Source organism: Flavobacterium sp. CECT 9288 (assembly GCF_918731615.1).
Classification (GTDB): domain Bacteria; phylum Bacteroidota; class Bacteroidia; order Flavobacteriales; family Flavobacteriaceae; genus Flavobacterium.
On record NZ_OU957226.1, the window covers coordinates 773,049 to 798,852 of the forward strand.

At 34.0% G+C, this 25,804-nt stretch carries 19 protein-coding genes; 13 read left to right on the forward strand and 6 right to left on the reverse strand.

The window, feature by feature from the left end; translation table 11 throughout:
* Both LQ189_RS03545 and LQ189_RS03550 read left to right on the forward strand, forming a co-directional pair.
* Complete coding sequence (locus LQ189_RS03545) at positions 1-393, forward strand: FdtA/QdtA family cupin domain-containing protein (protein ID WP_230154364.1); 393 nt, start codon at positions 1-3, stop codon at positions 391-393.
* Positions 390-1,478, forward strand: coding sequence for a glycosyltransferase family 4 protein (locus LQ189_RS03550; protein WP_230154365.1), 1,089 nt, complete (start codon positions 390-392; stop codon positions 1,476-1,478). Before LQ189_RS03545 ends, LQ189_RS03550 begins: the two co-directional genes overlap by 4 nt.
* On the opposite strand, the gene LQ189_RS03555 is transcribed toward LQ189_RS03550, so the two are convergent.
* Positions 1,470-2,369: a glycosyltransferase gene (locus LQ189_RS03555; protein WP_230154366.1), complete on the reverse strand. Its 900-nt coding sequence runs from the start codon at positions 2,367-2,369 to the stop codon at positions 1,470-1,472. The genes LQ189_RS03550 and LQ189_RS03555 overlap by 9 nt on opposite strands.
* Complete coding sequence (locus LQ189_RS03560) at positions 2,369-3,055, reverse strand: cell division ATP-binding protein FtsE (protein WP_086453714.1); 687 nt, start codon at positions 3,053-3,055, stop codon at positions 2,369-2,371. The genes LQ189_RS03555 and LQ189_RS03560 overlap by 1 nt, the downstream gene beginning before the upstream one ends.
* Before the next feature lie 243 nt (positions 3,056-3,298).
* Here LQ189_RS03560 and LQ189_RS03565 point away from each other — a divergent pair, with 243 nt between their 5' ends.
* From LQ189_RS03565 to LQ189_RS03615, 11 genes are all read left to right on the forward strand, one after another.
* A complete protein-coding gene (locus LQ189_RS03565; protein ID WP_230154367.1) occupies positions 3,299-6,313 on the forward strand; it encodes a tetratricopeptide repeat protein in 3,015 nt (1,004 codons plus the stop codon).
* A 53-nt stretch (positions 6,314-6,366) separates the two neighbouring features.
* The gene (locus tag LQ189_RS03570) at positions 6,367-7,230 is read left to right on the forward strand and encodes a PhzF family phenazine biosynthesis protein (RefSeq protein WP_230154368.1); all 864 of its coding nucleotides are present in this window, start codon (positions 6,367-6,369) and stop codon (positions 7,228-7,230) included.
* A gap of 47 nt (positions 7,231-7,277) precedes the next feature.
* A complete protein-coding gene (locus LQ189_RS03575; protein WP_230154369.1) occupies positions 7,278-9,065 on the forward strand; it encodes a TonB-dependent receptor in 1,788 nt (595 codons plus the stop codon).
* Between the two features lie 116 nt (positions 9,066-9,181).
* The gene (locus LQ189_RS03580) at positions 9,182-9,631 is read left to right on the forward strand and encodes a hypothetical protein (protein WP_230154370.1); all 450 of its coding nucleotides are present in this window, start codon (positions 9,182-9,184) and stop codon (positions 9,629-9,631) included.
* Positions 9,632-9,820: 189 nt separating this feature from the next.
* Positions 9,821-11,497 (forward strand): asparagine synthase B, encoded by a 1,677-nt coding sequence (gene asnB, locus LQ189_RS03585; protein WP_230154371.1) that lies wholly within the window; start codon positions 9,821-9,823, stop codon positions 11,495-11,497.
* Positions 11,498-11,653: 156 nt separating this feature from the next.
* Positions 11,654-13,279, forward strand: a complete 1,626-nt coding sequence (locus LQ189_RS03590; RefSeq protein ID WP_230154372.1) for an amidohydrolase — start codon at positions 11,654-11,656, stop codon at positions 13,277-13,279.
* A gap of 182 nt (positions 13,280-13,461) precedes the next feature.
* Positions 13,462-15,063 (forward strand): asparagine synthase B, encoded by a 1,602-nt coding sequence (asnB, locus tag LQ189_RS03595; protein WP_086453708.1) that lies wholly within the window; start codon positions 13,462-13,464, stop codon positions 15,061-15,063.
* A gap of 262 nt (positions 15,064-15,325) precedes the next feature.
* Complete coding sequence (gyrB, locus tag LQ189_RS03600) at positions 15,326-17,269, forward strand: DNA topoisomerase (ATP-hydrolyzing) subunit B (protein WP_086453707.1); 1,944 nt, start codon at positions 15,326-15,328, stop codon at positions 17,267-17,269.
* A gap of 59 nt (positions 17,270-17,328) precedes the next feature.
* A complete protein-coding gene (mdh, locus tag LQ189_RS03605) occupies positions 17,329-18,261 on the forward strand; it encodes a malate dehydrogenase (protein WP_230154373.1) in 933 nt (310 codons plus the stop codon).
* Positions 18,262-18,490: 229 nt separating this feature from the next.
* Complete coding sequence (secDF, locus tag LQ189_RS03610) at positions 18,491-21,463, forward strand: protein translocase subunit SecDF (RefSeq protein WP_230154374.1); 2,973 nt, start codon at positions 18,491-18,493, stop codon at positions 21,461-21,463.
* A 93-nt stretch (positions 21,464-21,556) separates the two neighbouring features.
* Positions 21,557-22,204 carry an acyloxyacyl hydrolase gene (locus tag LQ189_RS03615; protein WP_230154375.1) on the forward strand — a complete coding sequence of 216 codons (648 nt, stop codon included), beginning with the start codon at positions 21,557-21,559 and terminating at the stop codon, positions 22,202-22,204.
* A 27-nt stretch (positions 22,205-22,231) separates the two neighbouring features.
* Here the strand turns inward: LQ189_RS03615 and lgt are convergent, their stop codons facing one another.
* The 4 genes from lgt to folE form a co-directional block, all read right to left on the reverse strand.
* Positions 22,232-23,149 carry a prolipoprotein diacylglyceryl transferase gene (gene lgt, locus LQ189_RS03620; protein WP_230154376.1) on the reverse strand — a complete coding sequence of 306 codons (918 nt, stop codon included), beginning with the start codon at positions 23,147-23,149 and terminating at the stop codon, positions 22,232-22,234.
* A gap of 54 nt (positions 23,150-23,203) precedes the next feature.
* Positions 23,204-23,446: a membrane protein insertion efficiency factor YidD gene (gene yidD, locus LQ189_RS03625; protein WP_221916548.1), complete on the reverse strand. Its 243-nt coding sequence runs from the start codon at positions 23,444-23,446 to the stop codon at positions 23,204-23,206.
* Positions 23,447-23,469: 23 nt separating this feature from the next.
* Positions 23,470-24,951, reverse strand: a complete 1,482-nt coding sequence (gene cysS / locus LQ189_RS03630; RefSeq protein WP_230154377.1) for a cysteine--tRNA ligase — start codon at positions 24,949-24,951, stop codon at positions 23,470-23,472.
* A 134-nt stretch (positions 24,952-25,085) separates the two neighbouring features.
* A complete protein-coding gene (gene folE, locus LQ189_RS03635; protein ID WP_086454614.1) occupies positions 25,086-25,757 on the reverse strand; it encodes a GTP cyclohydrolase I FolE in 672 nt (223 codons plus the stop codon).
* Positions 25,758-25,804 lie beyond the last annotated feature (47 nt).

Below are 25,804 nucleotides of genomic sequence, written 5' to 3' on the forward strand. Positions count from 1 at the left end.
ATGCAAATAGAAATTATAGACATACCCAAGATTGAAAATGTGCTTGGGAATATTGCAGTCATAGAAAATGCGGTGATTCCGTTTGAAATTAAGCGGGTGTATTACTTGTTTGATATTCCTAGTTCTTCAAAAAGAGGCGGACATTCTCATAAAAAGCTACAGCAAGTTTTAATTGCCATTTCAGGAAGTTTTGATGTAGTTTTAAAAGATGGAATTACAGAAAAAACCATTACCTTAAATAAACCTGACAAGGGATTATTGATTAAAAATGATACGTGGCGCGAACTTGAAAATTTTTCATCAGGTGCCGTTTGTCTTGTCTTGGCATCAGCCACTTTTGATGAGGAGGATTATATTAGGGATTTTGATACTTTCATCAACTCAAAAAAATGAAACTACTTTATATAGTTCCAAATATCAATAATGAAGGAGGGGTTGCAAGAATCTTATCTTTGAAAACGAATTATTTTATTACACAATGCGGTTATGAAGTTCATATTTTAACTCAGAATAATGGGAATATGCCCTTGTTTTACTCTTTTCATGAGGATGTTGTGTTTCATGACATGCAATTAAAAGGTGCTGCTCCTTTGTTTGCTTTTCAATATTATAAGGCGTTAAATCAATATATTTCTCTCATTAAACCAAATTGTATTCTGGTTTGCGATAATGGATTAAAAGCTTTTTTACTTCCTTTTTTAGTTCGCTGCAAAATTCCACTTTTGTTAGAAATTCACAGTTCAATTTATGTACAGGAACATCCTTCGTCGCATGCTGTATTCAATTCTTTGAAACAGAATTTGCAATATCACTTCAAAAAGTATGCTGCTCAAAAGTATACTAAAGTTGTATTTTTATCCAATGAAAGTGCTCTTGAATGGAATGTTAGGAAGAAAGCAATAATTCCTAATCCATTATGGTTTGCCGTAAATTCTGTTGCGCCGCTTTCATCGAGAAAGGTGATTGCTGTAGCTAGAAATACTTATGAAAAAGGGCTTGACAGGTTGTTGCCTATTTGGAAAGTAGTCGTAGCATCGTATCCATCCTGGAAATTAGAATTACATTGTGGCAACTACCAAGATCTTGAACTGTTAGCACGAGAGTTAGGAATACAAGATTCGGTAGTTTTTTTAGACCCAACCAAAACGATTCAAGAGGTGTATTTACAAGCAGCTATTTATGTTATGACGTCTCGGTACGAGTGCTTTCCTATGGTTTTACTGGAGGCAATGGCTGCTGGAGTTCCTTGTGTTGCTTATGATTGTCCTTGTGGTCCAAGAGCAATTATCAATCATGGTGTTGATGGATTGCTCGTTGAAGATGGTAATCAAGATGAATTTATAAAACAATTGCAGTTGTTGATGAGCAGTGAAACGCTTCGTTTAGAAATGGGCAAAAAAGCGCAAGCTACAAGTAATGTTTACCAGATAGAGCAAGTAATGCCTGAATGGCAAAAATTAATCAAGTCCTTAACGTAAAGACTTTGGGTTTGAAATAGAACATAAATAGCCCAATCTAAAACAATTAAAAAAGAATAATTTTGGATTGTTGCTTTTTAAATTTTGCTCTAATGCTTTTGAAAATATTTTGAAAAATAGCGCTATACCGTATTGAAGTTTAGTACGAACTAAAAAATCATATAGTGAAAGCAATTTGACAAACTTAGGATCAATTGTTTTTGTTTGATACAATTGCTGTAAGTTTTCCAGAGATTGTTTGGTTTTACTTAAATAATCATAGTTTGTGTCAATATCACCATGTTCTATAGGATTTTCAAGATGCTTTAAAGAAAAAAGTTTGAGACTTAAGCGATAGGAAAGTTGTGTATCGTCATGACCGTATTTTGTAGTGTTCGTGTCAAATTTCACCGTAACAAAACACTTTTTTTTGATGAGGGTATTGTTAAAAAGCAGAGCCGAATACCCTTTTTTTTCTCGTTCAGGGGCACTTTGGTCTTCCATATAGCGACCGTATTTCCACCGCAGTTTTTGATTATTTGAAGGACACTTTACAGGATGTAATCGGCCACCATATACGATATCGAAAGTGTTTACTTCTTTAATGTAGTGGTGAATAAAGTTTTTGTTGGTTATAATCGAATCGCCATCTAAAAACAGCAGCCAGTCGTATTTTGATTGTGCTGCTAGATTATTTCTATTTTCTCGGTGGCTAATGTTATTTTTTAAGGAAACAAAGCTACAATTAGATAAGTCGTTTATTTTTTCATTAAAACAATTCAAATCAGATTGTGAAGCATCATCTTGACAAATAATTTCGAATGGTATTTCTTGTTCTACGCATTGTCTATGCAGTTCTTGAACGGTAGGAAATGCATTGAAATTGTAAATAGGAACAAGAATAGAAAGCATTAAGAATTGCGTTGCTGTATCACTTCGAATATTTTAGAATCCTCACATTTTAATGTTTTGGATGGGAATTTCATCAATAAAGCATAATCATGGGTAGCCATAATGATTGTTTTTCCTATTGCGTTAATCTTTTTTAGTACTTCAAGAACTTCGGCACTGGTTTGAGGATCAAGATTTCCAGTAGGCTCATCGGCAAGGATTAGCTCAGGGTCATTAAGTAATGCACGAGCAATAGCCACTCGCTGTTGTTCTCCACCAGATAATTGATGTGGCATTTTTTTGCCAAATTCACCCATCCCTACTTTATTTAAAACTTCCTCAATTTTAGCTTCCATTTCACCGTTATCTTTCCAGCCTGTAGCTTTAAGCACAAATAACATGTTGTCATTTACGGTGCGATCTGGTAGTAATTTAAAATCTTGAAATACAATTCCTATTTTTCGTCTCAAAAACGGAATGTCATCTTCTTTTAAGGTTGCCAAATCAAAGTCAACAATTGTTCCTTCTCCTTCAGTCAAAGGCAAATCAGCGTAAAGTGTTTTCATCAAACTACTTTTACCAGAACCTGTTTTACCTATGATGTAAAGAAATTCGCCATGCTTTACCTCCAAGTTTACATCAGATAAAATTGATTTATTTTCTTGATAAATAGTTACATTTTTTAAGGATAGTACGGATTGTGACATGTTTTACATTTGTTTATGGGGTAAAAGTAATAAGTAAACGCAACGATTCAAAATAAATTCTATTCTAATGCTTAGAATTCGATAAAAAAATCAAAGAACAAAATCAACCCCACTGTTTTTTAATAATAATCCTAGAACAGTATGCGAACACACAGCAATTGTAAAAAAATCATAATAAATCCCGTAATCAATTCGTTATAGACTCAGAATATAATACATTTGAATTATTAAAATAAAAGTACAATGCGCAAACTTTCTCAATGTTTTATAGGTAGCCTTTTTATCTACGCCACTAGTCTTAGTGCACAAAAAACAGCAATATATACACATGATTCCAGGGAATTTGACAAAGCAGTTTCGTTGTTCAAAGATGCTCAATACACATCTGCTCAATTGATTTTTGATAAAGTAAAAGAATCAGCCACTACCGAGGAGCTAAAATCAGATTGTACTTATTATGCTGCAAACTGTGCCATTAGAACCAACCAGTCTAATGCAGATGAGTTGATGGAAAAGTTTGTTACAGATTATCCCACGAGTGTAAAACAAAATCAAGCATATATAGAGGTAGCGCAATTTCACTTTAAGCAAGGAAATTATCCTCAAGCTTTGCAATGGTTTGATAAAGTAGACGAGTCTAGTTTGAGTAGAAATGATCAAGATAAGTTTAATTTTCAAAAAGGGTATGGGAATTTCAATGCTAAGAAACGCAAGGAGGCAACAACGTATTTTAACAAAGTAATTAACTCACAAGAATATGGATCTCAGGCCAAATACTATTTAGGATTTATGGCTTATGAAGGCGATGATTACAAGCAAGCAACTAAGTATTTTGATGAAGTTTCGGGTGAGGAGAAGTACAAAGAGAAATTGTCGTATTACCAAGCCGATATGAATTTTAAGCTTGGTAATTTTCAAAAAGCTATCGATTTAGGGCAAAAAGCAATGGCTGGTTCAAATGCTATAGAAAAATCAGAACTGAATAAAATTATTGGCGAAAGCCATTTTAATTTAAAACAATACAGCAACGCAATCCCTTTTTTAGAGGCTTACAAAGGTAAAAAAGGAAAGTGGACAAATACAGATTTTTACCAATTAGGTTATGCGCATTACAAGCAAAAAGATTTTGAAAATGCAATAAGTCAGTTTAATAAAATAATAGGAGGGAAAGATTTTGTGGCACAAAATGCCTACTATCACTTGGGCGAAAGTTACTTGGACACGGACAAGAAACAACAAGCATTAAACGCTTTCAAGAATGCCTCTGAAATGGATTTTGATCTCGCCATTCAAGAAGATGCAAGTTTAAATTACGCTAAATTGAGTTATGAATTAGGCAATTCCTATCAAAGTGTACCCGCCGTTTTACAAGCTTTTTTAAAGAAATATCCAGAGAATGCGAATAAAAATGAGATTGAGAAATTATTGATAGACTCTTATATTTCTTCTAAAAATTACAAGGAAGCGCTCGTATTATTAGAAAAAAATAAGTCACCCGAAAATAAAGTAGCGTACCAAAAAGTTCTTTTTTACCGAGGATTAGAATTGTACACCGACGCAAATTTTAATGAAGCTTTGAAAATGTTTACCAAGGCTTTAACCGAACAAAAAGATCCTGTTTTTACGGCGAGAACAATTTTTTGGAAAGCAGAAACAGAATATGTTTTAAATGATTTTAAAGAGGCTTTACTCACTTTCAAACAGTTTACAAATGCGGCTCAGGCAAACACGGTTCCTGAGTTTAAAAATCACAATTACAATATAGCATACACGTACTTTAAGTTGAAAGAATACGAACAAGCTGGGAATTATTTTCAAAAACAAATTGATAACGCTACTGCGGATAAAGTTCGTTTTCAAGATTCTTATTTAAGACTTGCTGATTGTCGATTTGTAACTTCAAAATATGCGGAGGCCTTACAAGCGTATTCAAAAGTGGTAGACTCAAAAAGTGTAGATGCTGATTATGCTTATTTTCAAAGAGCTATTTCGTATGGCTTTATGGGTAAGAATGACAAAAAAATAAATGATTTGAATTCATTTTTAGAGGCTTATCAAAAATCTGATTTTAGAGATGATGCCTTGTTTGAACTAGCAAATACCTATGTTGCTGAGAACGAAAATGACAAAGGAATTAAGACCTACGACAGATTGAATACCGAGTTTAAAAACGGAACATTTACTTCTAGATCAATTTTGCGTCAAGGTTTAATTTTTTACAACACGGATAAAGACGATCAAGCATTAGTCAAATTTAAAAAAGTTGCTGCTGATTTCCCTAGAACTCCTGAGGCACTAGAGGCTGTAGCAACAGCAAGATTGATTTATGTAGACACAGGACGAGTAAATGAATATGCAACGTGGGTCAAAACACTTGACTTTGTTGCGGTTACTGATGCAGAATTAGACAATGACAGTTATGAGGCAGCCGAAAAACAATTTCAGCAAAACAATACAAAGCAAGCTATTGATGGATTTGCAAGTTATGTGAGTCAGTTTCCACACGGTCTTCATGCTTTACCAGCTAACTATTATTTAGCGCAACTGTATTTTACAGATGGTGCCGAAAACAAAACCATTCCGCATTATGAGTATGTAGTGGCTCAGCCTCGAAATGAATTTACAGAGCAGTCTTTATCTCGCTTGGCTCAAATTTATCTTAAAAATAAAGATTCAGAGAAAGCAATTGCAATGCTAACTAGATTAGAAAACGAAGCAGAAACGTCTCAAAACAAAACTTTTGCTCAGTCTAATTTGATGAAATTGTATTACGACAAAAAAGATTATCCTAATTCTGGTGTTTATGCCGAAAAAGTACTGCTAAATCCTAAAACGGATAATGGAGTAAAAAGTGATGCTCAAATTATCATTGCCCGCGCTGCAATCGTTAACGGAGACGAAGTAAAAGCGAAAAGCGCTTATGCAAAATTAATGGCTACGGCCAAAGGAGAACTGGCAGCAGAGGCCTTGTATTATGATGCCTATTTTAAAAACAAAGAGGCTAATTATGAAGCTTCGAATGCAGCGGTACAAAAATTAGCTAAAAGTTATTCTAGTTATAAATATTTTGGTGCTAAAGGATTGGTGCTAATGGCTAAGAATTTTTATGGACTGAAAGATAGTTTTCAAGCCACTTATATTCTAGAGAATGTAATTCAGAATTTTACTGATTTCCCAGATGTTGTTGCTGATGCTCAAAAAGAATTAGATATAATCAAAATAGAAGAGGCCAAAACAAACTCATCCGTAACTAAATAATTGCTTCACAGAATTGTTTGGAAATGTTGTTTGATTTTTAATAAAATAGAAAAATGAATTTAGATTTTTATATAGTAGATGTTTTTACGGATGCGAAGTATGCAGGCAATCAACTTGCTGTTTTTTTGGGTGCCGAAAATTTGAGCAAAGATAAAATGCAACAAATTGCAAAGGAAATAAACTTTGCCGAGAGTACTTTTATCACTCACATCAATACGGAAACAAATACTGCCGAAATTAAAATTTTCACACCTGAACATGAAATGCAGTTTGCAGGGCATCCCATCATTGGGACATCATGGGTTTTAATGAATAAAATTTTCAATAATAATCCATCAACGATTACAATGCAGGTTCCTGTGGGAGCAATTCCTGTTCATGAAAAAGATGGATTTATTTGGCTTCAAGCCGCGCAACCTACTTTTTTAGATGTTTATTTAAAAGATGATTTTTCCTCATTTAGTACTTTGTCACAAGGTGATTTTGATAAAAATTTCCCTATTCAAGAGGTGACTACTGGTAGTGCATTTGTTATGGTACCCGTAAAAAATGAAGAGGTGCTGGGCAAGATTGTTTTGGATAAAAATAAAGCAGAACAATGGTTGCGCCAAAATTGTAAAACACCACATAGAGCTTTTTACTTTTTTTGTTTAGAAAATGAAAAATTATCTAGCAGAATGATGTGTATTGAAAACAATCAATTGATTGAAGATGCAGCTACAGGTAGTGCCAGTACATGCTTGCAAGCATTTTTATTACAATATCACAATCCAAAAATAAAGCTTGTCAATCACCAAGGGCATTTTATACAAAGGCCTTCTCAAATTTATTTTGATGGAACAAAAAGTGGTGAAAATTATGAAATTAAAATAGGAGGGAAGTCTCAGTTTCTTGCAAAAGGAGTTTGGGAAGTATAAGCTTGCGTAAAAAAGCATTTAAAAAACAAGAAGTAAACACAACAGAAATGACATTGAATCCATCCATTATAAACGTACAGAATTATAGCAAAACAGGAATTTTAAAGCCGTTTCTATTAGGCTTTTTGTTTATGGGTATAATTCCAATTTCTTGGTCACAAAAAAAAGAGCAAATAGGGACAGAAACGGTAAACGTAGTCAAGCCATTTACTCCTAAAATTTCAGATGCCTTTAAAGTCAAAGAAGTTCCAGAACTTGAGGAAGAGGCCAATTCGAAAAAAGAAACGGTTAAGTATGCTATTTTTTCATTCCCTGTAGCATCAACTTTTACTCCTTCAAAGGGAAAAGCACAAGGGGTTGAAAAGGAAAAACAACCTCATATTTTTAAAAATTATGCCACATTTGGTGCTGGTAATTATGGAACATTGGTAGGAGAACTGTTTGTGAATCATGATTTAAATACTACTGATTATGTGGGAGGAATGTTCAGGCATCACTCCTCGCAAGGCGGAATTAATGCCATAGATTTAGATAACAGTTTTTATGATACGGCATTCGATATTATGTACGGTTCAAATCAAAAAACACTTTCGTACAATCTGGATTTGGGTTACAATAACCAAATAAATAATTGGTATGGTTTGCCAATGAATTTTGGAAGTTCATTAACCAATTCTGATAAAGCAAGTTTGCTTGCCAGTATTGATCCTAAACAATCTTACAATACGTTGTCTTTCTCAGGAAATGTAGTACTTGCCGAGGGAATATTGGAAAAGGCAACTGTCAAGTTCAATAGATTTACCGATCTTTATAAATCGGCCGAAAATCGTTTTGTAGTAAAGCCCACGCTAGAACTTAAAGTAATGGATTATGCTGTAAAAACAGATGTTATTGTGGATTATGTAGGCGGAAATTTTGTCACTAATAACAGCAATACAGCAGCCATTGATTATGGTTTTACAAATTTTGGTCTCTCGCCAAGTTTTGTGATGCAAGAGAAAGATTGGACTTTAAACCTTGGTGCCACTCTTTATTATAGTTTGGATACCAAAAACAGCAATAGCTCTTTATATATCTATCCAAAATTTACTGCCTCCTACAAAGTGGTGGGCGATTTGATGATATTTTATGCTGGTGCTGAAGGTAATTTAAACCAAAATTCCTATCAAGATTTTGTGACCGAAAACCCATTTTTGTCTCCAACCTTATTGATTAATCCAACCGATAATCAATATGAAATCTATGCAGGTCTTAAAGGAAAGTTGAGCAATACTGTGAGTTATACCTTGAGAGGTTCGTATAACAATGAGCGCAACAAGGCTTTGTTTAAAAGCAATGATTATAGTGAGACCGCTACTAATATGAACTATGGTTTTGGGAACTCATTTCAAGTGGTGTATGATGATATGCGTACCCTTTGTTTTTTCGGAGAACTTAAAGCTGATTTTTCAAAGGATATTTCTTTTGGAATAAACGGCAGCTTTAGCAGTTTTACAAATGATTTTCAACAAGAGGCTTGGAACTTACCAGCAATTCAGTTTAAAGCAAATCTTGACGTGGATATCACAGAGAAATGGTATGCTGGCGCGAATGTATTTTATGTAGGAGAACGCAAAGATCTTCAAAACAGTACTACTTTTTTACCATCAACTACTCCGATTATATTAGAAGGATATTTTGATGTGAATGCAAATGTGGGTTACAAATACAATGATCAATTAACAGGTTTTATAAAATTAAACAATCTAACGAATAACAACTATCAAAAATGGTTGAATTTCCCAGTGCAAGGTTTTCAATTTTTAGTGGGAGCCAATTATAAGTTTGATTTTTAATTTTTTTACCGAAGCACACGGTTCATAAAGAATGCACAGAGACCACAGAAAATATAATTATAATACTTCTTGAACATTGCGCTTTCTTTGTGAACTTTGTGGTTAAATTTTAAATTATGACTTTCAAACAAAAAATCCACACTCATTATTTACAATTGGTTCAAGACCGAATAGATGTTTTTAAAGACATGATCACGGCACTTACTGAGGATTCAAAAAATGATGCCAAAGGTTCCGCAGGCGATAAACACGAAACGGCTTTATCGATGATGCACCTTGAGCAAGAAAAACTCAATCATAAACTGAAAGAAGTATTGGGTCAAAAATCAATTTTAGATAAAATTGACTCCACTACAAGTGCTAAAACTATTATTGTGGGAAGTTTGGTCAAAGCCAATGGGATTTATTTGTATCTAAGTGCAGCACTTCCTAAAATTGCTGTTGATGGTATCAATGTGATTGCACTTTCTCCGCAATCACCATTGGGAGCGAAGTTAATGGGGAGCCAAGAAGGATTTACTTTTGATATTAATGGTTCAAACTATGTAATTCAATCAATTCAATAAAATTTTATGCTATTTACACTTTACAAGTAGACTCTGTTTTTTATTTAGGTTTTAATTAGTTTTTTATAGTTTTTAGTTATTTTTAGTTTAAATATGTAACTGAATATTGGTTTTATGTTTTACATATGAAACTATAACTGCATCTTTGCTTTATCAAAATAAATAAATTCATTTATAAAATATAGCATTATGTGTGGAATAGTATGTGCCTTCGACCTGAAACAAAAAGCAGAAGTTTTAAGACCTAAGGTTTTAGAAATGTCAAAAATAATTCGTCATCGTGGACCAGACTGGAGCGGAATCTTTAGCAACGAAAAAGCCATTTTATCACATGAACGTTTAGCAATTGTGGATCCAGCATCGGGAAAACAACCTTTATTTAGCGAAGACAAACAACTTATCTTAGCTGCCAATGGTGAGATTTACAATCATAGAGCATTGCGCAAACAATTTGAAGGTAAATACAACTTTCAAACAGAAAGTGATTGCGAAGTTATTTTGGCACTTTACAAAGAAAAAGGACCTCATTTTATTGATGAAATGAACGGAATTTTTGGCTTTGCCATTTATGATGTCAAGAAAGATGAGTACTTCATTGCAAGGGATCACATGGGAATTATTCCATTATACATCGGTTGGGATGAGCGCGGTACGTTTTATGTTGCTTCTGAATTGAAAGCTTTAGAAGGTTATTGTACAAAAATTCAATTGTTTCCTCCTGGACACTACATGACGAGTACTGATGGCGAATTTGTACAATGGTATAAAAGAGATTGGACTGATTATGATGCTGTAAAAGATAACGAAACAAACATTCAGAATATAAAAGTAGCATTAGAAGCAGCCGTTCACAGACAATTAATGAGTGATGTCCCTTATGGTGTTTTACTTTCTGGCGGGTTAGATTCCTCTATAACTTCGGCTGTAGCCAAAAAATTTGCACAAAAACGAATTGAGTCTGGTGATACTACCGATGCTTGGTACCCGCAATTGCACTCATTTTCAGTAGGATTAGAAGGTTCTCCGGATCTTGCAGCAGCGCAAATTGTAGCAGACCACATAGGAACCATTCATCACGAAATTAAATTCACGATTCAAGAAGGTTTAGATGCGGTCAAAGATGTCATTTACAACTTAGAAACTTATGATGTTACTACCATTAGAGCATCAACACCTATGTGGTTGATGGCGAGAGTTATTAAGTCAATGGGTATAAAAATGGTACTTTCTGGTGAAGGAGCTGACGAACTTTTTGGTGGGTACTTGTACTTTCACAAAGCGCCAAATGCAAGAGAATTTCACGAAGAGAATGTACGAAAACTAAGTAAGCTGCACATGTACGATTGTTTGCGTGCCAATAAAAGTTTAGCGGCCTGGGGAATCGAAGGTCGTGTACCTTTCCTTGACAAAGAGTTCATGGATGTGGCCATGCGCATCAACCCGCAAGATAAAATGATCAACAAAGAACATCCTATGGAAAAATGGGTGGTTCGTAAAGCATTCGAAGATATGTTGCCTCCAAGTGTGGCATGGAGACAAAAAGAGCAATTTAGTGATGGTGTGGGGTACAGCTGGATTGATACTTTAAAAGAAGTTGTTGCTATTGAGGTTTCTGACGAACAATTGGCAAATGCCAAATATAAGTTTCCGTTGCAAACACCTACGTCAAAAGAGGAATATTATTACCGTTCTATCTTTCACGACCATTTTCCTAGTGACGCTGCCGCCTTGTGTGTGCCTCAAGAAGCTAGTGTGGCTTGTAGTACAAAAATTGCTTTGGAGTGGGATGAAGCTTTCAAGAACATGAACGATCCATCGGGTAGGGCTGTAGCAAGTGTTCATGATGATGCTTACGCAAAAGTGTAGTAGAATAGCTTACTAATTACGATAAGAAACGCACCCGAAAGGAGTGCGTTTTTTTATGAATAAAAATAACATTAAACTTTAAAATGGTTTTAATTCTAAATTAATGCGCTCTATTTCAGGACAGTTTTTTATATTAGCATAACTAAATCATAACTTATGAGAGCTTTTGCTTTACTTTTTTTTACACTATTTTTAATTTCATGCAACCAAAACGAAAAAATTATGGTGGATGCCATCATTACTGATGCTACCATTTATACCGTAAACAACACCTTTGAGAAAGCTACCGCTATGGCAATTGATAAAGGTAAAATTGTTGCAATTGGGACAGATACTGATATTGAAAAAAAATACCAGTCTAATAACTCTACAAAAGCTGATGGGAAGTTCATTTATCCAGGATTAATAGATGCGCACTGTCATTTTTACACGTACGGTTTGAGTTTGCAAGAGGTCGATTTGCGTGGAACAACGAGTATGGCAGACATCATAAGTCGTTTAAAAGCTTTTCAAAAAGAAAAAAATCCTGCGTTTATTGTTGGTAATGGTTGGGACCAAAACGATTGGGACGTAAAAAAATATCCAACAAAGGCTGATCTTGATGTTGCATTTCCTGATATCCCAGTGGTTTTAAACCGAGTTGACAGTCACGCCATTATTGTAAACAGTAAAGCTCTTGCACTGGCAGGAATTACAAAAGATACGAATGCCGAAGGTGGTCAAATAGAAATTGTAAACGGTGAGCCTACAGGAATTTTAGTAGACAATCCGATGGAATTGATTTTTAAAATTATACCTAAACCAACTCGTAAAATTCAAATAGCAGCTTTATTAGACGCTGAAAAAGTAATGTTTGATTATGGTTTAACAACTGTAAATGATGCTGGACTTGATCCAGATATTATTCACTTGATGGATAGTTTACAAAAAGCAAAATTGATGAAGCTTAATGTGTATGCTATGGTTACGGCCAATCAAAAAAATATTGATATGTACCTTAAAAAAGGAATTTACAAAACAGATCAACTTAATGTAAGATCTTTTAAAATGTATGGTGACGGAGCTTTAGGTTCGCGCGGCGCGTGTATGCACAAACCGTATTCGGATAAGCCAGGTCAATATGGAGCCTTACTAGCGCCGGTTGTAGGGCTAAAATCGGTTGCGAAACAAATTGCGAATTCAAATTTTCAATTGAATACACACGCTATTGGCGATTCTGCAAATACAGTAATTTTAAAAATTTACAAAGAGGTATTGGCTGGAACCAAAGACAGACGATGGAAAATAGAACATGCTCAAGTGTTGCGAGAGGCTGATTTTGATTATTTCAAATTTGGTATTATTCCATCTGTTCAACCCACACACGCTACATCAGATATGTATTGGGCCGAAGAACGTCTAGGAAAACAGAGAATAAAAAATGCGTACGCCTTTAAAAAACTCCTTCAAAAAGCAGGAACAGTAGCGCTAGGAACAGATTTTCCTGTGGAGGAAGTGAACCCAATGCTTACTTTTCATGCTGCCGTAACTCGTAAAGATGTTAAGGATTATCCTAAAGGTGGTTTTCAAATGGAAAATGCACTTACACGTGCTGAAACCTTGAGAGGAATGACGCTCTGGGCCGCTTATTCAAATTTTGAAGAAAAAGAAAAAGGAAGTTTAGAAGTTGGTAAATGGGCTGATTTTGTAATTTATGACGAAGATTTAATGAAAGTGAAAGAAAACATGATGGTCAAAATGAAACCAATTAGTACTTTTATAAAAGGACAAAAAGTAAAATAAAGTACTTATAGCTGTCAGTTCAGTTTAAAAAGCGATGAATTCAAGGATTTAAGTTTCATATTTAATCTAATACCATGTTTTTACTTTTAAATATATATTAAAAATGATCTTTGTCTTTTGTATGATTAGTCGGCAATGCATATTTGCAGTTCCCGTTTGTTTAACAATTAAATAGAATAAGTATGTGTGGAATATTGGCCATCATTGGTAAAGGAAAAGAAGAGCAATTGGTTAGAGATCTCTCTAGTCGAATGTCACATCGTGGACCTGATGAACGGGATTTGTATGCCATGCCTAATGGTCATTATTTAAGCCATGAGCGACTTTCTATAATTGACTTGCATTCAGGAAAACAACCTATTCAAGGCACAACTACAGCTTACATGGTTCATAATGGTGAAATATACAATTACTTAGAATTAAAGCAAGAATATTTGAGTAACCATGTATTTCGTACCCAATCAGATTCGGAAGTAATTGTGCATCTTTATGAAGAGTTTGGATATAATTTTTGTCATAAATTAGACGGAGATTTTGCTTTTGTAATCATTGATGGTGATGATTACATGGCAGCAAGAGATCCTCTAGGAGTAAAGCCTTTGTATTATGGATTAGATGAAAGAGGTAGGATGTACTTTGCATCAGAAATGAAAGCTATTGCAGATCAATGCAAAACCTTTTCAACTTTTCCGCCAGGACATTATTATACCGCAAAAACAGGTTTTGTAAAATATTACAAGCCAGAATACGAGTATTTTGTAAATGAATACCAAGATGTAGATTATCAATTAATCCGTGAATATCTGACTATTGCTACTCAAAAAAGGTTAATGGCAGATGTTCCATTAGGGGTTTTGTTATCAGGTGGTTTAGATTCATCATTAACAACAGCAATTGCTTCCCGTTTACTTAAAAATCAATCAGAGCCCTTGCACTCCTTTGCAATAGGAATAGATGAAAATGCTCCAGATATTGTTGCTGCTAGGAAAGTGGCTAATTTTTTAGGAACACAACATCATGAGGTTTTTTTTACAGTGGAGCAGGGTATTGAAGTACTTGAACAAATAATTTACCAAATAGAAACATATGATGTAATCTCAGTGAGAGCTAGTGTTCCAATGTATTTTTTATCGAAAGTCATTGTTGAAAAAGGGATTAAAGTTGTTTTATCTGGCGAAGGTGCCGATGAAATTTTTGGAGGATATTTATATTTTGCAAATGCGCCTTCAGTGGCAGATTTTCAACGTGAAACAATAGAGAGAGTACAAAAAATATTTACTGCCGATTTGTTGAGAGCTGATAAAGCAACAATGGCTAACGGTCTTGAAGCCAGATTACCGTTTTTAGATCAAGCCTTTTTGGATCTTGCCATTAGGATTAACCCAGAGCAGAAACTACCTAAAACGTATGGTGGTAAAGAAAAATATATTTTACGAAAAGCATTTGATACTCCTGATGATCCCTATTTACCAGATGAAATCTTGTGGAGGCAAAAAGAACAATTTTCAGATGGAGTAGGCTACAGTTGGGTCGATGAATTAATTGCTTATTGTGCAACTCAAGTATCTGATGAACAATTGGCAACAGCTTCAACAACTTTTCCGTATAATTCGCCTACAACAAAAGAAGCTTATCTTTATCGTTCTATTTTTCAAAAGCATTTCCCTCAATTGAGCGCTGCGCAAACAGTAAGAAAGTGGATTCCAAAGTGGCAAGAAAATTTAGATCCTAGTGGAAGGGCTAATGCTGCTCACGAAGAATCAGCATACGCCGGAAAAGCGTAAATTTTAAATACGATATTCATTATTTTATCTTGAAAGATTTTCAAAACCACCTGTAAACAGTGGTTTTTGAAAGTCTTTTTTTGTGCTTCCTAATTTTTTATTTTGTGATTCATACTGAATCAGTGATACGATTCTTTTTTTATCTGTTTTTGTAAACAAATGTTAATAACTTAAAGCCTTTAAAACTGATTTTAACGGTAATATAATTTGCGTTTTTATATATTTGCGTGTTATACAAAAATTACATTTTTAGAATAAAGATATGAGCGAAGAAATCAAGAAGGACAATTATTCAGCGGATAGTATTCAAGCATTAGAAGGAATGGAGCACGTAAGGATGCGTCCATCAATGTATATAGGTGATGTAGGTGTAAGAGGTTTGCACCACTTGGTATATGAAGTAGTAGATAACTCTATTGATGAGGCTATGGGTGGCCATTGCGATACCATTAGGGTAGATATCAACGAAGATGGTTCGATTTCTGTTGAAGATAATGGTCGTGGAATTCCTGTTGGTATTCACAAAAAAGAAGGTGTATCTGCGCTTGAAGTTGTAATGACAAAAATTGGTGCAGGAGGAAAATTCGATAAAGATTCTTATAAAGTATCTGGAGGTTTACACGGTGTGGGTGTATCTGTAGTAAATGCATTATCAAACCATTTAAGAGCCACTGTTCATAGCAGTGATGGTAAAATATACGAGCAAGAATACGAAAAAGGGAAAGCATTATATCCAGTAAAACAAATTGGTGAAACGACTAAGAGAGGTACTATTGTAACTTTTTACCCTGATCCAACTATTTTTACTCAAACTATTGAGTATTCTTACGATACACTTTCAGCACGTATGCGTGAATTGTCTTTCTTGAATAAAGGAATTACAATCACTTTTACTGATAAAAGAGAAAAAGATAAAGATGGTAATTTTGTTTCTGAAGTTTTTCATTCAGATGAAGGATTGAAAGAATATATCCGTTATTTAGATGGTAATAGAGAGCCTATTATTGCGCATGTAATATCAATGGACCACGAAAAGGGAGAAATTCCAGTTGAGGTGGCTTTGATTTATAACACTAGTTATACCGAAAATATTTTTTCATACGTAAATAATATCAATACGCATGAAGGAGGAACGCACTTGCAAGGTTTTAGAACGGGTTTAACTCGATCTTTGAAAAAATATGCTGATGCATCTGGAATGTTAGATAAATTAAAGTTTGATATTTCTGGTGATGATTTCCGTGAAGGTCTTACAGCAATTATTTCTGTTAAGGTTGCTGAACCACAGTTTGAGGGTCAGACTAAAACCAAACTTGGAAACAGAGAAGTTGTTTCTCCAGTGAGTCAGGCAGTAAGTGAAATGATCGAAAATTATTTGGAAGAAAATCCAAATGACGCCAGAGTAATTGTTCAAAAAGTAATTCTTGCAGCGCAAGCACGTCATGCTGCTAAGAAAGCTCGTGAAATGGTTCAACGTAAAACCGTAATGGGTGGTGGAGGATTGCCTGGGAAACTTTCTGACTGTTCTGAGCAAGATCCTGCAAAATGTGAGGTATATCTTGTCGAGGGAGATTCGGCAGGTGGAACTGCCAAACAAGGACGTGATCGCGCCTTTCAAGCAATTTTGCCATTACGTGGTAAAATTTTGAACGTAGAAAAAGCAATGCATCACAAAGTTTTTGAAAACGAAGAGATCCGAAATATCTTTACAGCACTTGGTGTTACAATTGGAACTGAAGAAGACAGTAAAGCATTAAATATATCAAAGTTACGTTACCACAAAGTAATTATTATGTGTGATGCCGATGTCGATGGTAGTCACATTTCTACGCTAATCTTAACGTTTTTCTTCCGTTTTATGAAAGAGTTAATAGAGGAAGGTCACGTATACATTGCAGCACCACCTTTATATTTAGTTAAAAAAGGAAATAAAAAGGAATATGCTTGGAACGATGTACAACGCGATCAGGCGAATGAAAGAATGGGTGGAAGCGCAGGAATTCAACGTTATAAAGGTCTTGGGGAGATGAATGCAGAGCAATTGTGGGAAACTACAATGGACCCTAATTTTAGAACACTACGTCAAGTAACCATCGATAGTTTAGCTGAGGCTGATAGAGTTTTTTCTATGTTAATGGGTGATGAGGTGCCGCCAAGAAGAGAATTTATAGAGAAAAATGCAGTCTATGCTAACATAGATGCATAACTACTGAATAAATAAAACTAAATAACCAAAATAACAATTAACCGAATAAACTTAATAATATGAAAGTTACCATTGTAGGTGCAGGAAATGTAGGTGCGACATGTGCTGATGTGATTTCTTACAGAGGAATTGCTAGCGAAGTAGTTTTGCTGGATATAAAAGAAGGTTTTGCCGAAGGTAAAGCCCTTGATATTATGCAATGTGCAACTAATACAGGTTTCAATACCAAAGTGTCTGGTGTTACAAATGATTATGCAAAAACTGCCGGAAGTGATGTAGTGGTAATTACATCTGGAATACCAAGAAAACCAGGTATGACACGCGAGGAGTTAATAGGCATAAATGCAGGAATCGTGAAAACGGTTGCTGAAAATGTATTGAAATATTCTCCGGATACCATAATAGTTGTAGTTTCAAATCCTATGGATACAATGACTTATTTAGCATTGAAATCTACAGGATTGCCAAAAAATAGAATTATAGGAATGGGAGGTGCTTTAGATAGTTCTCGTTTTAGAACGTATTTGTCTCTAGCATTAGACAAGCCAGCAAATGATATTTCAGCAATGGTTATAGGTGGACACGGAGATACAACCATGATTCCATTAACAAGATTGGCTTCTTATAATGGCATACCAGTTTCTCAATTTTTATCAGAAGAAGAGTTGCAAAAAGTGGCTGCCGATACAATGGTGGGTGGCGCTACGCTGACAGGTTTACTAGGCACATCTGCTTGGTATGCCCCAGGAGCATCTGTTGCTTTTTTAGTAGATAGTATTTTGAATGATCAAAAGAAAATGATTGCATGTTCAGTATTTGTTGAAGGAGAATATGGGCAAGATGATATTTGTATTGGAGTGCCATGTATTATTGGTAAAAATGGTGTAGAGGAAATATTAAATATCGAATTAAATGATGCTGAAAAAGCTTTGTTTGCCAAAAGCGCTGATGCTGTAAGACAAATGAACGATGCCTTAAAGGACATTTTATAGAAATATCAAATATATAAGAAATCAAAGACTGCTAGTTGCATAGCAGTCTTTTTCTTGATATTAATCAATAAATAAATTGGTTAATCATATCCTTAATTATATATTTGCTCGGTTTAAAAAAAATGCTGTAGTATAAAATCTATTTTTTTTCTAATTGAATAAATTTAAAAAACTGATTGTCAATACTTAAGTTCAAATTAAAATATAAAATAATTAATTTTTAGTAATAATGCAGAATAAAGGACTTATTAAATTTTTCGCAATTCTATTTGCATTGGTAAGTATTTACCAACTTTCTTTCACTTTTGTGGCCAATAACATCAAGAGTGATGCTAAAGTTTTTGCAGGAGGTAATCCTGATAAAGAACTGAAATACTTAGATTCTATTGGTAAAGAAAAAATATTAAACCTTGGATTTACTGATTTTACTTACGATGAAGTAAAAAACAAACAAATCAATAAAGGTCTTGACTTAGAAGGAGGGATTAACGTAATTCTTCAAATTTCTATTAAAGATGTTTTGAGAGGTTTATCAAACAACTCTAAAAATCCAGTTTTTAATAAGTCGTTAGCTGATGCTTCTGCTAATTTTGAAGGAAACAAAACATATTTAGATAAATTTTATGAGGCTTTTGATGCAAATTCAAAAGGTTCTGTAAAATTAGCTTCTCCAGATATTTTTGCAAACAGATCTTTACAAGGTGAAGGTGGTGTTAGTTTTCAAATGACTGACGCTGAAGTGCAAAAAGTAATCAAAAGAAAAGTAGACGAATCTATTGAAAGTGCTTTTAAAGTACTAAGAGAGCGTATTGATAAGTTTGGAGTAACACAACCTAACATTCAAAAATTAGGAGAAACAGGAAGAATTCTTGTTGAACTTCCTGGTGCTAAGGATGTTGATAGAATAAAAAAATTATTAGGAGGTAAAGCACAACTTGAATTTTGGGAAACGTACAAAATTGAAGAAGTTGGTAATTTCTTAATGGCTGCTAATGAAGCATTGAAAAAAACTGAAATCAAAACAAATGTTGTGAAACCAGTTGTTAAAGACTCGTTAAGCGCATTATTAACTGATACAAAAGATTCTACAGCTGCAAAAAAAGGACAAAATCCTTTGTTTGATAAAATAGTGAGTCAAGGAGGCGGACCAGTTTTAGGTTTGTTTTCTCCTAAAGATACTGCTACAATTAACGCATATTTCAAGAGACAAGACATAAAAATCTTATTACCTGCAGCATTAACTTACGCTAAATTTGTTTGGGGTAAACCACTTAATATTACTGATGATAAGCAAAAGCAAATTGAAGTAGTAGAATTATATGCTTTACGTGGGAACAGAGATAATAATCCAGCCATGTTAGGTGCTGTTGTTACTGATGCTAAAGATACATTTGATCAGTTAGGTAAGCCTGCTGTTTCTATGCAGATGAATTCACAAGGCGCAAAAGGTTGGGAAGAATTGACTGGAAGAGCCTTTACACAAAAAAGTAATATTGCCATTGTTTTAGATAATGTAGTGTATTCAGCTCCAGGTGTATCAAGCGGACCTATTTCAGGTGGAAGATCTGAAATCTCAGGTGCATTTGACGTAACTGAAACTAAAGATTTAGCTAACGTGCTTAATGCGGGTAAATTACCAGCTTCGGCAGATATTATTCAGTCAACTGTTGTAGGTCCTTCATTAGGTCAGGCTTCTATTGATGCTGGATTGATTTCATCAATCATTGGTTTTTTACTAGTTTGTTTCTGGATGGTATTTTATTACGGAAAAGCGGGTTGGTATGCTAATTTAGCCTTGCTATTAAACTTGTTGTTTTTGTTTGGTATTATGGCAAGTTTTGGTTTTGTATTAACATTGCCAGGTATTGCAGGTATTGTATTGACATTAGGAACAGCGGTAGATGCAAACATTATTATATATGAAAGAGCAAAAGAGGAGTTGCGCGACGGTAAAACATTATCTGATGCAGTAGTTTCAGCTTACGGATGGCATGGTGCTATGCGTTCAATAATTGATGCTAACGTTACACACGTTTTAACTGGAGCAATCTTGTTTATTTTTGGAACAGGTCCAATTAAAGGTTTTGCATTAACATTACTTATTGGTATAGCAACATCATTATTTACATCAATTTTCATAGCAAGAATCTTTATTGATAGAAATATTGCAGGTAAGGCAGATTTAACTTTCTGTACTAATTTGACCAAAAACTGGTTTACAAACTTTAACTATGACTTTATCAAAATCAAAAAGTTTACTTACATCTTCTCTTCAGTTGTTGTAATTGTAAGTTTGATTTCTATTTTCTTTGTTAATGGTTTAGATCAAGGTGTCGATTTTGTGGGAGGTAGAACTTTCCAAGTTAAATTTGAAAAACCAATAGATGCTTCTGTAGTTTCAGAAGAATTATCTACAGCATTTGGTACACCAGTAGAAGCAAAAGTTTTAGGTGATGATGACCAATTGAAAATTACCACTAAATACAAAATCAAAGAGGATGGTATTGCAGTAGACAAAGAGGTGAATGAAAAATTATACAACGCTTTGGCTAAGTATTTTCCAAATACGTCTTATGATAAATTTACAAACACTTTTGACGGTAAAAAAGTAGGAGTATTACAAGCTTCAAAAGTTGGTGCTTCTATTTCTGAGGACATCAAAACAAACTCTTACTGGGCTGTTTTAGGTGCTCTTGCAGTAATCTTTTTATACCTTATGATTTCGTTCCGTAAGTGGCAGTATTCATTAGGAGCTATTGCAGCCGTTGCACATGACGTTATCTTTGTATTAGGAATTTACTCTTTATGTTATAAATTTATGCCTTTCCACATGGAAATGGACCAACACTTTATAGCTGCTATTCTTACTGTAATTGGATATTCTATGAACGATACTGTAATTGTATTTGATAGAATTAGAGAATTTATTTTAGGAAAAAGAAAAGGAAGTTTTGAAAGCATAGTAAATGCATCTATTAACACAACTTTATCTAGAACTTTAAATACCTCTTTGACAATGATTATTGTATTATTGACCATGTTCCTTTTTGGAGGTGAGTCAATCAGAGGATTTATCTTTGCTATGTTAGTAGGTATTATTGTGGGTACATATTCATCTTTATTTATTGCTACTCCTGTTGTAGTAGATACTTTTACTAAAGAGGATAAAAGCACAATTGAAAAAGAACATGCTGCAGAATAATTAAAGTTTGTATGCACGTAATAAAAATAGGTTTGACGTAAGTTGTACCTATTTTTTTTGTTTAAATTGTAATTTAATGATGAATTGTTTTATATGATGTATAACAAGATTACTGGTTTCCTTTTTTGTGCGTATGCTTTGTCTTTTACATGCAATGCGCAACAAACTCCGAACGATATAAAGTTTGGTTTTTCCGTAGGTTTTGGTAGTGAGTTTAGAAATAGAAACTACACGTATTCAAATCAATATTTTAAGTTTCAGTTTATGAAAACTGTTAAATCGACCAACAGATTTAGCTATGATTTGGTTTTGCAACCTGAGTATAATAGTGGCGCACATCAGCTTTTAAATCTTTACTTTGTTAAGCCTGAAGAGGAAAATTATATTGAAAAAAGGGAGCGGTACACAAAGCTAAAAACGTGTAATGAATACATATTGAATATTGGGCTATTAATGCGCTATTCTTTATCAAAAAAGTCAAGTATATATGTTTTAGGAAGTGTAGGTCCTATGTATATTGATACAGCAACAGAGCGATTATCAAAAGGTTTTGCATTTGCAGATGTTTTAGCTTTAGGTTTTAATTATAAAGTGGGCCAGTTTATACTGGATATAAGACCTAATTTTAGACATACTTCTAATGCAGGTTTGCAAAATAGTAATGCGGGTTTCAATACTAAAAACATTGAATTTGGAATTCTTTATACTCCAAAAAAAAGCGTTAAATCTATATTGAATTAACGCTTTTTGTATAAGAAAAATGTTTGTCTAATTTTTTTTAGCTCTGATAACAAAATACAATCCAATTAGTACAAAGGGTATACTAAGCCATTGTCCTGTTGAAAATAAACCAAGTGCATTTTCAAAACCTCCTTGGCTTTCCTTAACAGATTCAACGATGAATCGAACTGTGAATAAAAGCACTAAGAACATCCCGAATATATAACCACTGTAATTTCTTTTATCGGTCTTCCAATACAAGAAAAATAATGCAGTAAATACAAAAATATAAGCAAAAGCTTCGTACAGCTGAGTTGGGTGTTTAACGGGTACTTGTTCTAGTAGTGTTGCAAACTTTGGGTCATTTGCAATAGCATAATAGGCATCTTTTGGATTTGAGATTTGTGTTGCATTAACGGCATCTTGTGGGCTAAAATGATCTCTTAAAAACTTGATGCCAAAAGTAGAAGTAGTTTCGTTTCCAATAATTTCGGAGTTAAAAAAGTTTCCTAAACGTACAAAAATAGCGCCACTAGCAACCGGTATTACAACCCGATCTAATATCCATAATTGAGGTCTTTTTAAAATATTTTTGCTGTAAAAATACATGGCAATGATGATAGAAATAGCAGCACCATGACTTGCCAATCCTTGATAACCTGTAAATTCAAAACTTGGACTAAAACGAAATGGTAATAAAATTTCAGGTAAATGGTTGCGATAATATTCCCAATCATAAAAAAAGACATGTCCTAAACGTGCTCCTGCTAAGGTAGCAAGGACAGTCCAAATGAACAAAGAATCTAGTTTTTCAATAGATTCTCCTTCTCTTTCGAATATGTGTTTCATGATATACCAGCCTAAACCAAAGGCTACAACAAACATTAAACTGTAAAATCTAATCATGAAAAAACCTAAATCAATTCCTTCTGATGGGTTCCAAACTAAGTTTAATGCGTGTGTCATGTGTGTGTTTTTATTTTTGAATAGTAAAAATAGTGATTATTATAAGAGAAGGTATTAACTCTTTGTTGTTTTTTTGGGTACTGGATCATATCCCGTTTTTCCCCAAGGATGACAGCTCAAAATACGTTTTACACCAAGAAAAGTTCCGTAAAATAAACCATGTACTTGCAAAGATTCAATCATATAATGTGAACAAGTTGGTTCAAAACGGCATGCTGCAGGTGTAAATGGAGAAATTGCGACTTGATAAAATCGTACTAAAAAGACAAGCGGAAAAATTAAAACTTTTTTGATCATATTTTCTGCTTGTCATTTATAAACTAGTTAATGCTGAACGTAGTTCCCTCTTTACCGTCCTTTAATTGAATTCCTAGTGCAATTAATTGATCTCGAATTTGATCAGACAAAGCAAAGTTTTTATTCTCTCTTGCTTGTTTTCTCATTTCAATAAGCATGTTTACTGTGCCTTCTAATTTATTATTAGTGGTATCCGAAAGTTTTTCATCTTCTAATCCTAAAACATCAAATACAAAACCCTGCATTGTTGCAGTGAAAATCTGTAAATCCTCTTGATGTAGTGTTTCTTTATTGTCTTTTAAAAGATTTATGAAGCGAACACCTTCAAATAGTTGAGCAATTAATATAGGTGTATTAAAATCATCGTTCATTGCATCGTAGCATGATTGTCTCCAGGAAGCAATGTCTAGCGTACTTGCATTTGAAACAGGAATTTCAGATAATGAATTCATCGCTTCCATAAGTCTTTTAAACCCTTTTTCGGCTGCTACAATTGCATCATCAGAGAAATCAAGAATACTTCTGTAATGTGCTTGTAGCATAAAAAAACGTGCCACAGATGCTGAAAATGCCTTACTTAAGATAGTGTTTTCACCAGTCAAAATCTCTCGTGGTAAAATATTATTACCGGTAGATTTGGCCATTTTTTTACCATTTAGAGTTAGCATATTTGCATGCATCCAATAGTTTACAGGAGTTTGTCCTGTGCAAGCTTCATTTTGTGCAATTTCACATTCGTGATGCGGAAATTTTAAATCCATCCCTCCGCCGTGAATGTCAAAATGATTTCCTAAATACTTAGTGCTCATGGCAGTACACTCTAAATGCCATCCTGGGAAGCCATCGCTCCATGGTGAAGGCCAGCGCATGATATGTTGCGTTTCTGCTTTTTTCCAAAGTGCAAAATCTTGAGAATTCCTTTTATCACTTTGTCCATCAAGATCACGTGTATTGGCAAGCATGTCTTCAATGTTTCGACCGCTTAATTTTCCGTAATGATTGGTTTCGTTAAACTTAACAACATCAAAATAAACAGATCCATTTGCTTCATAGCCTATTCCTGATGCAATAATTTTTTTTACAATTTCAATTTGTTCAATGATATGACCTGTTGCAGTAGGTTCAATACTTGGAGGTAAAAAATTGAAAGCACTTAAAATATCATGAAAATCTACGGTATAGCGTTGTACAACCTCCATAGGTTCTAATTGTTCCAGACGCGCTTTTTTTGCAATTTTATCTTCTCCTTCGTCTACATCGTCTACAATATGACCAACATCAGTAATGTTACGAACGTAGCGCACTTTATAATCAAGATGTAAAAAATACCTAAAAATCATATCAAATGACATGAATGTTCTTACGTTTCCTAAATGAACATTGCTATAAACTGTAGGTCCACAAACGTACATGCCTACATTTCCCTCAATTATGGGTTCAAAAAGTTCCTTTTCTCCAGATAATGAATTGTAAATTCTGAGTTTTTGGTTACTGTATAATGGCATTTTGGCTGTATATTTTACTCAACAAATCCCCATGAAAAGGGGAGTTGAGTTGTGAATGTGTTATTGTGTTTTTTTATCTTTTTCTATTTGAAAAGATTAACTTTTCGAATTTTTTTGATAATAGGAGATTTAGACTAGAACTTTGTTTCTAATTTAATGTAATCTAAAAACTCTCTTCTTGTTACAGTATCTTTGAATTTTCCACCAAACTCAGATGTTACGGTACTACTTTCAATATCGCTTATTCCTCTTGAGTTAACGCATAAGTGTTTTGCATCTATCACACAAGCTACATCTTCAGTCCCAAGCGCTATTTGTAATTCTTGAACAATTTGCATGGTTAAACGCTCTTGAACTTGAGGTCTTTTAGCATAATATTCTACGATACGATTCATTTTGGATAAACCAATAACAGTTCCGTTTGAAATATAGGCTACATGAGCTCTACCTATTATAGGTAATAAATGATGTTCACAAGTAGAATACACGATAATATTCTTCTCCACCAACATTTCTCCATATTTGTAATTGTTGTCAAACGTTGATGCTTTTGGTTTTCTATTAGGATTTAATCCACCAAAAATTTCTTTAACAAACATTTTTGCTACTCTATTTGGGGTTCCTTTAAGACTATCATCCGTTAAATCCATTCCTAGGGTTAGTAGAATGTTTTCAACATCTTTTTTTATTTTTTCAATTTTATCATCATCAGAGATGTCAAATGCATCTTTTCTAATTGGATTATTTGCGGACAAACTCACGTGATTGTCACCTATTTCGTCTTGAAATTCTTCGTTTTTTATCATTAAAAGAAACTATTATAGTGGGTATATTTATTCAAGCGGTAAAGATA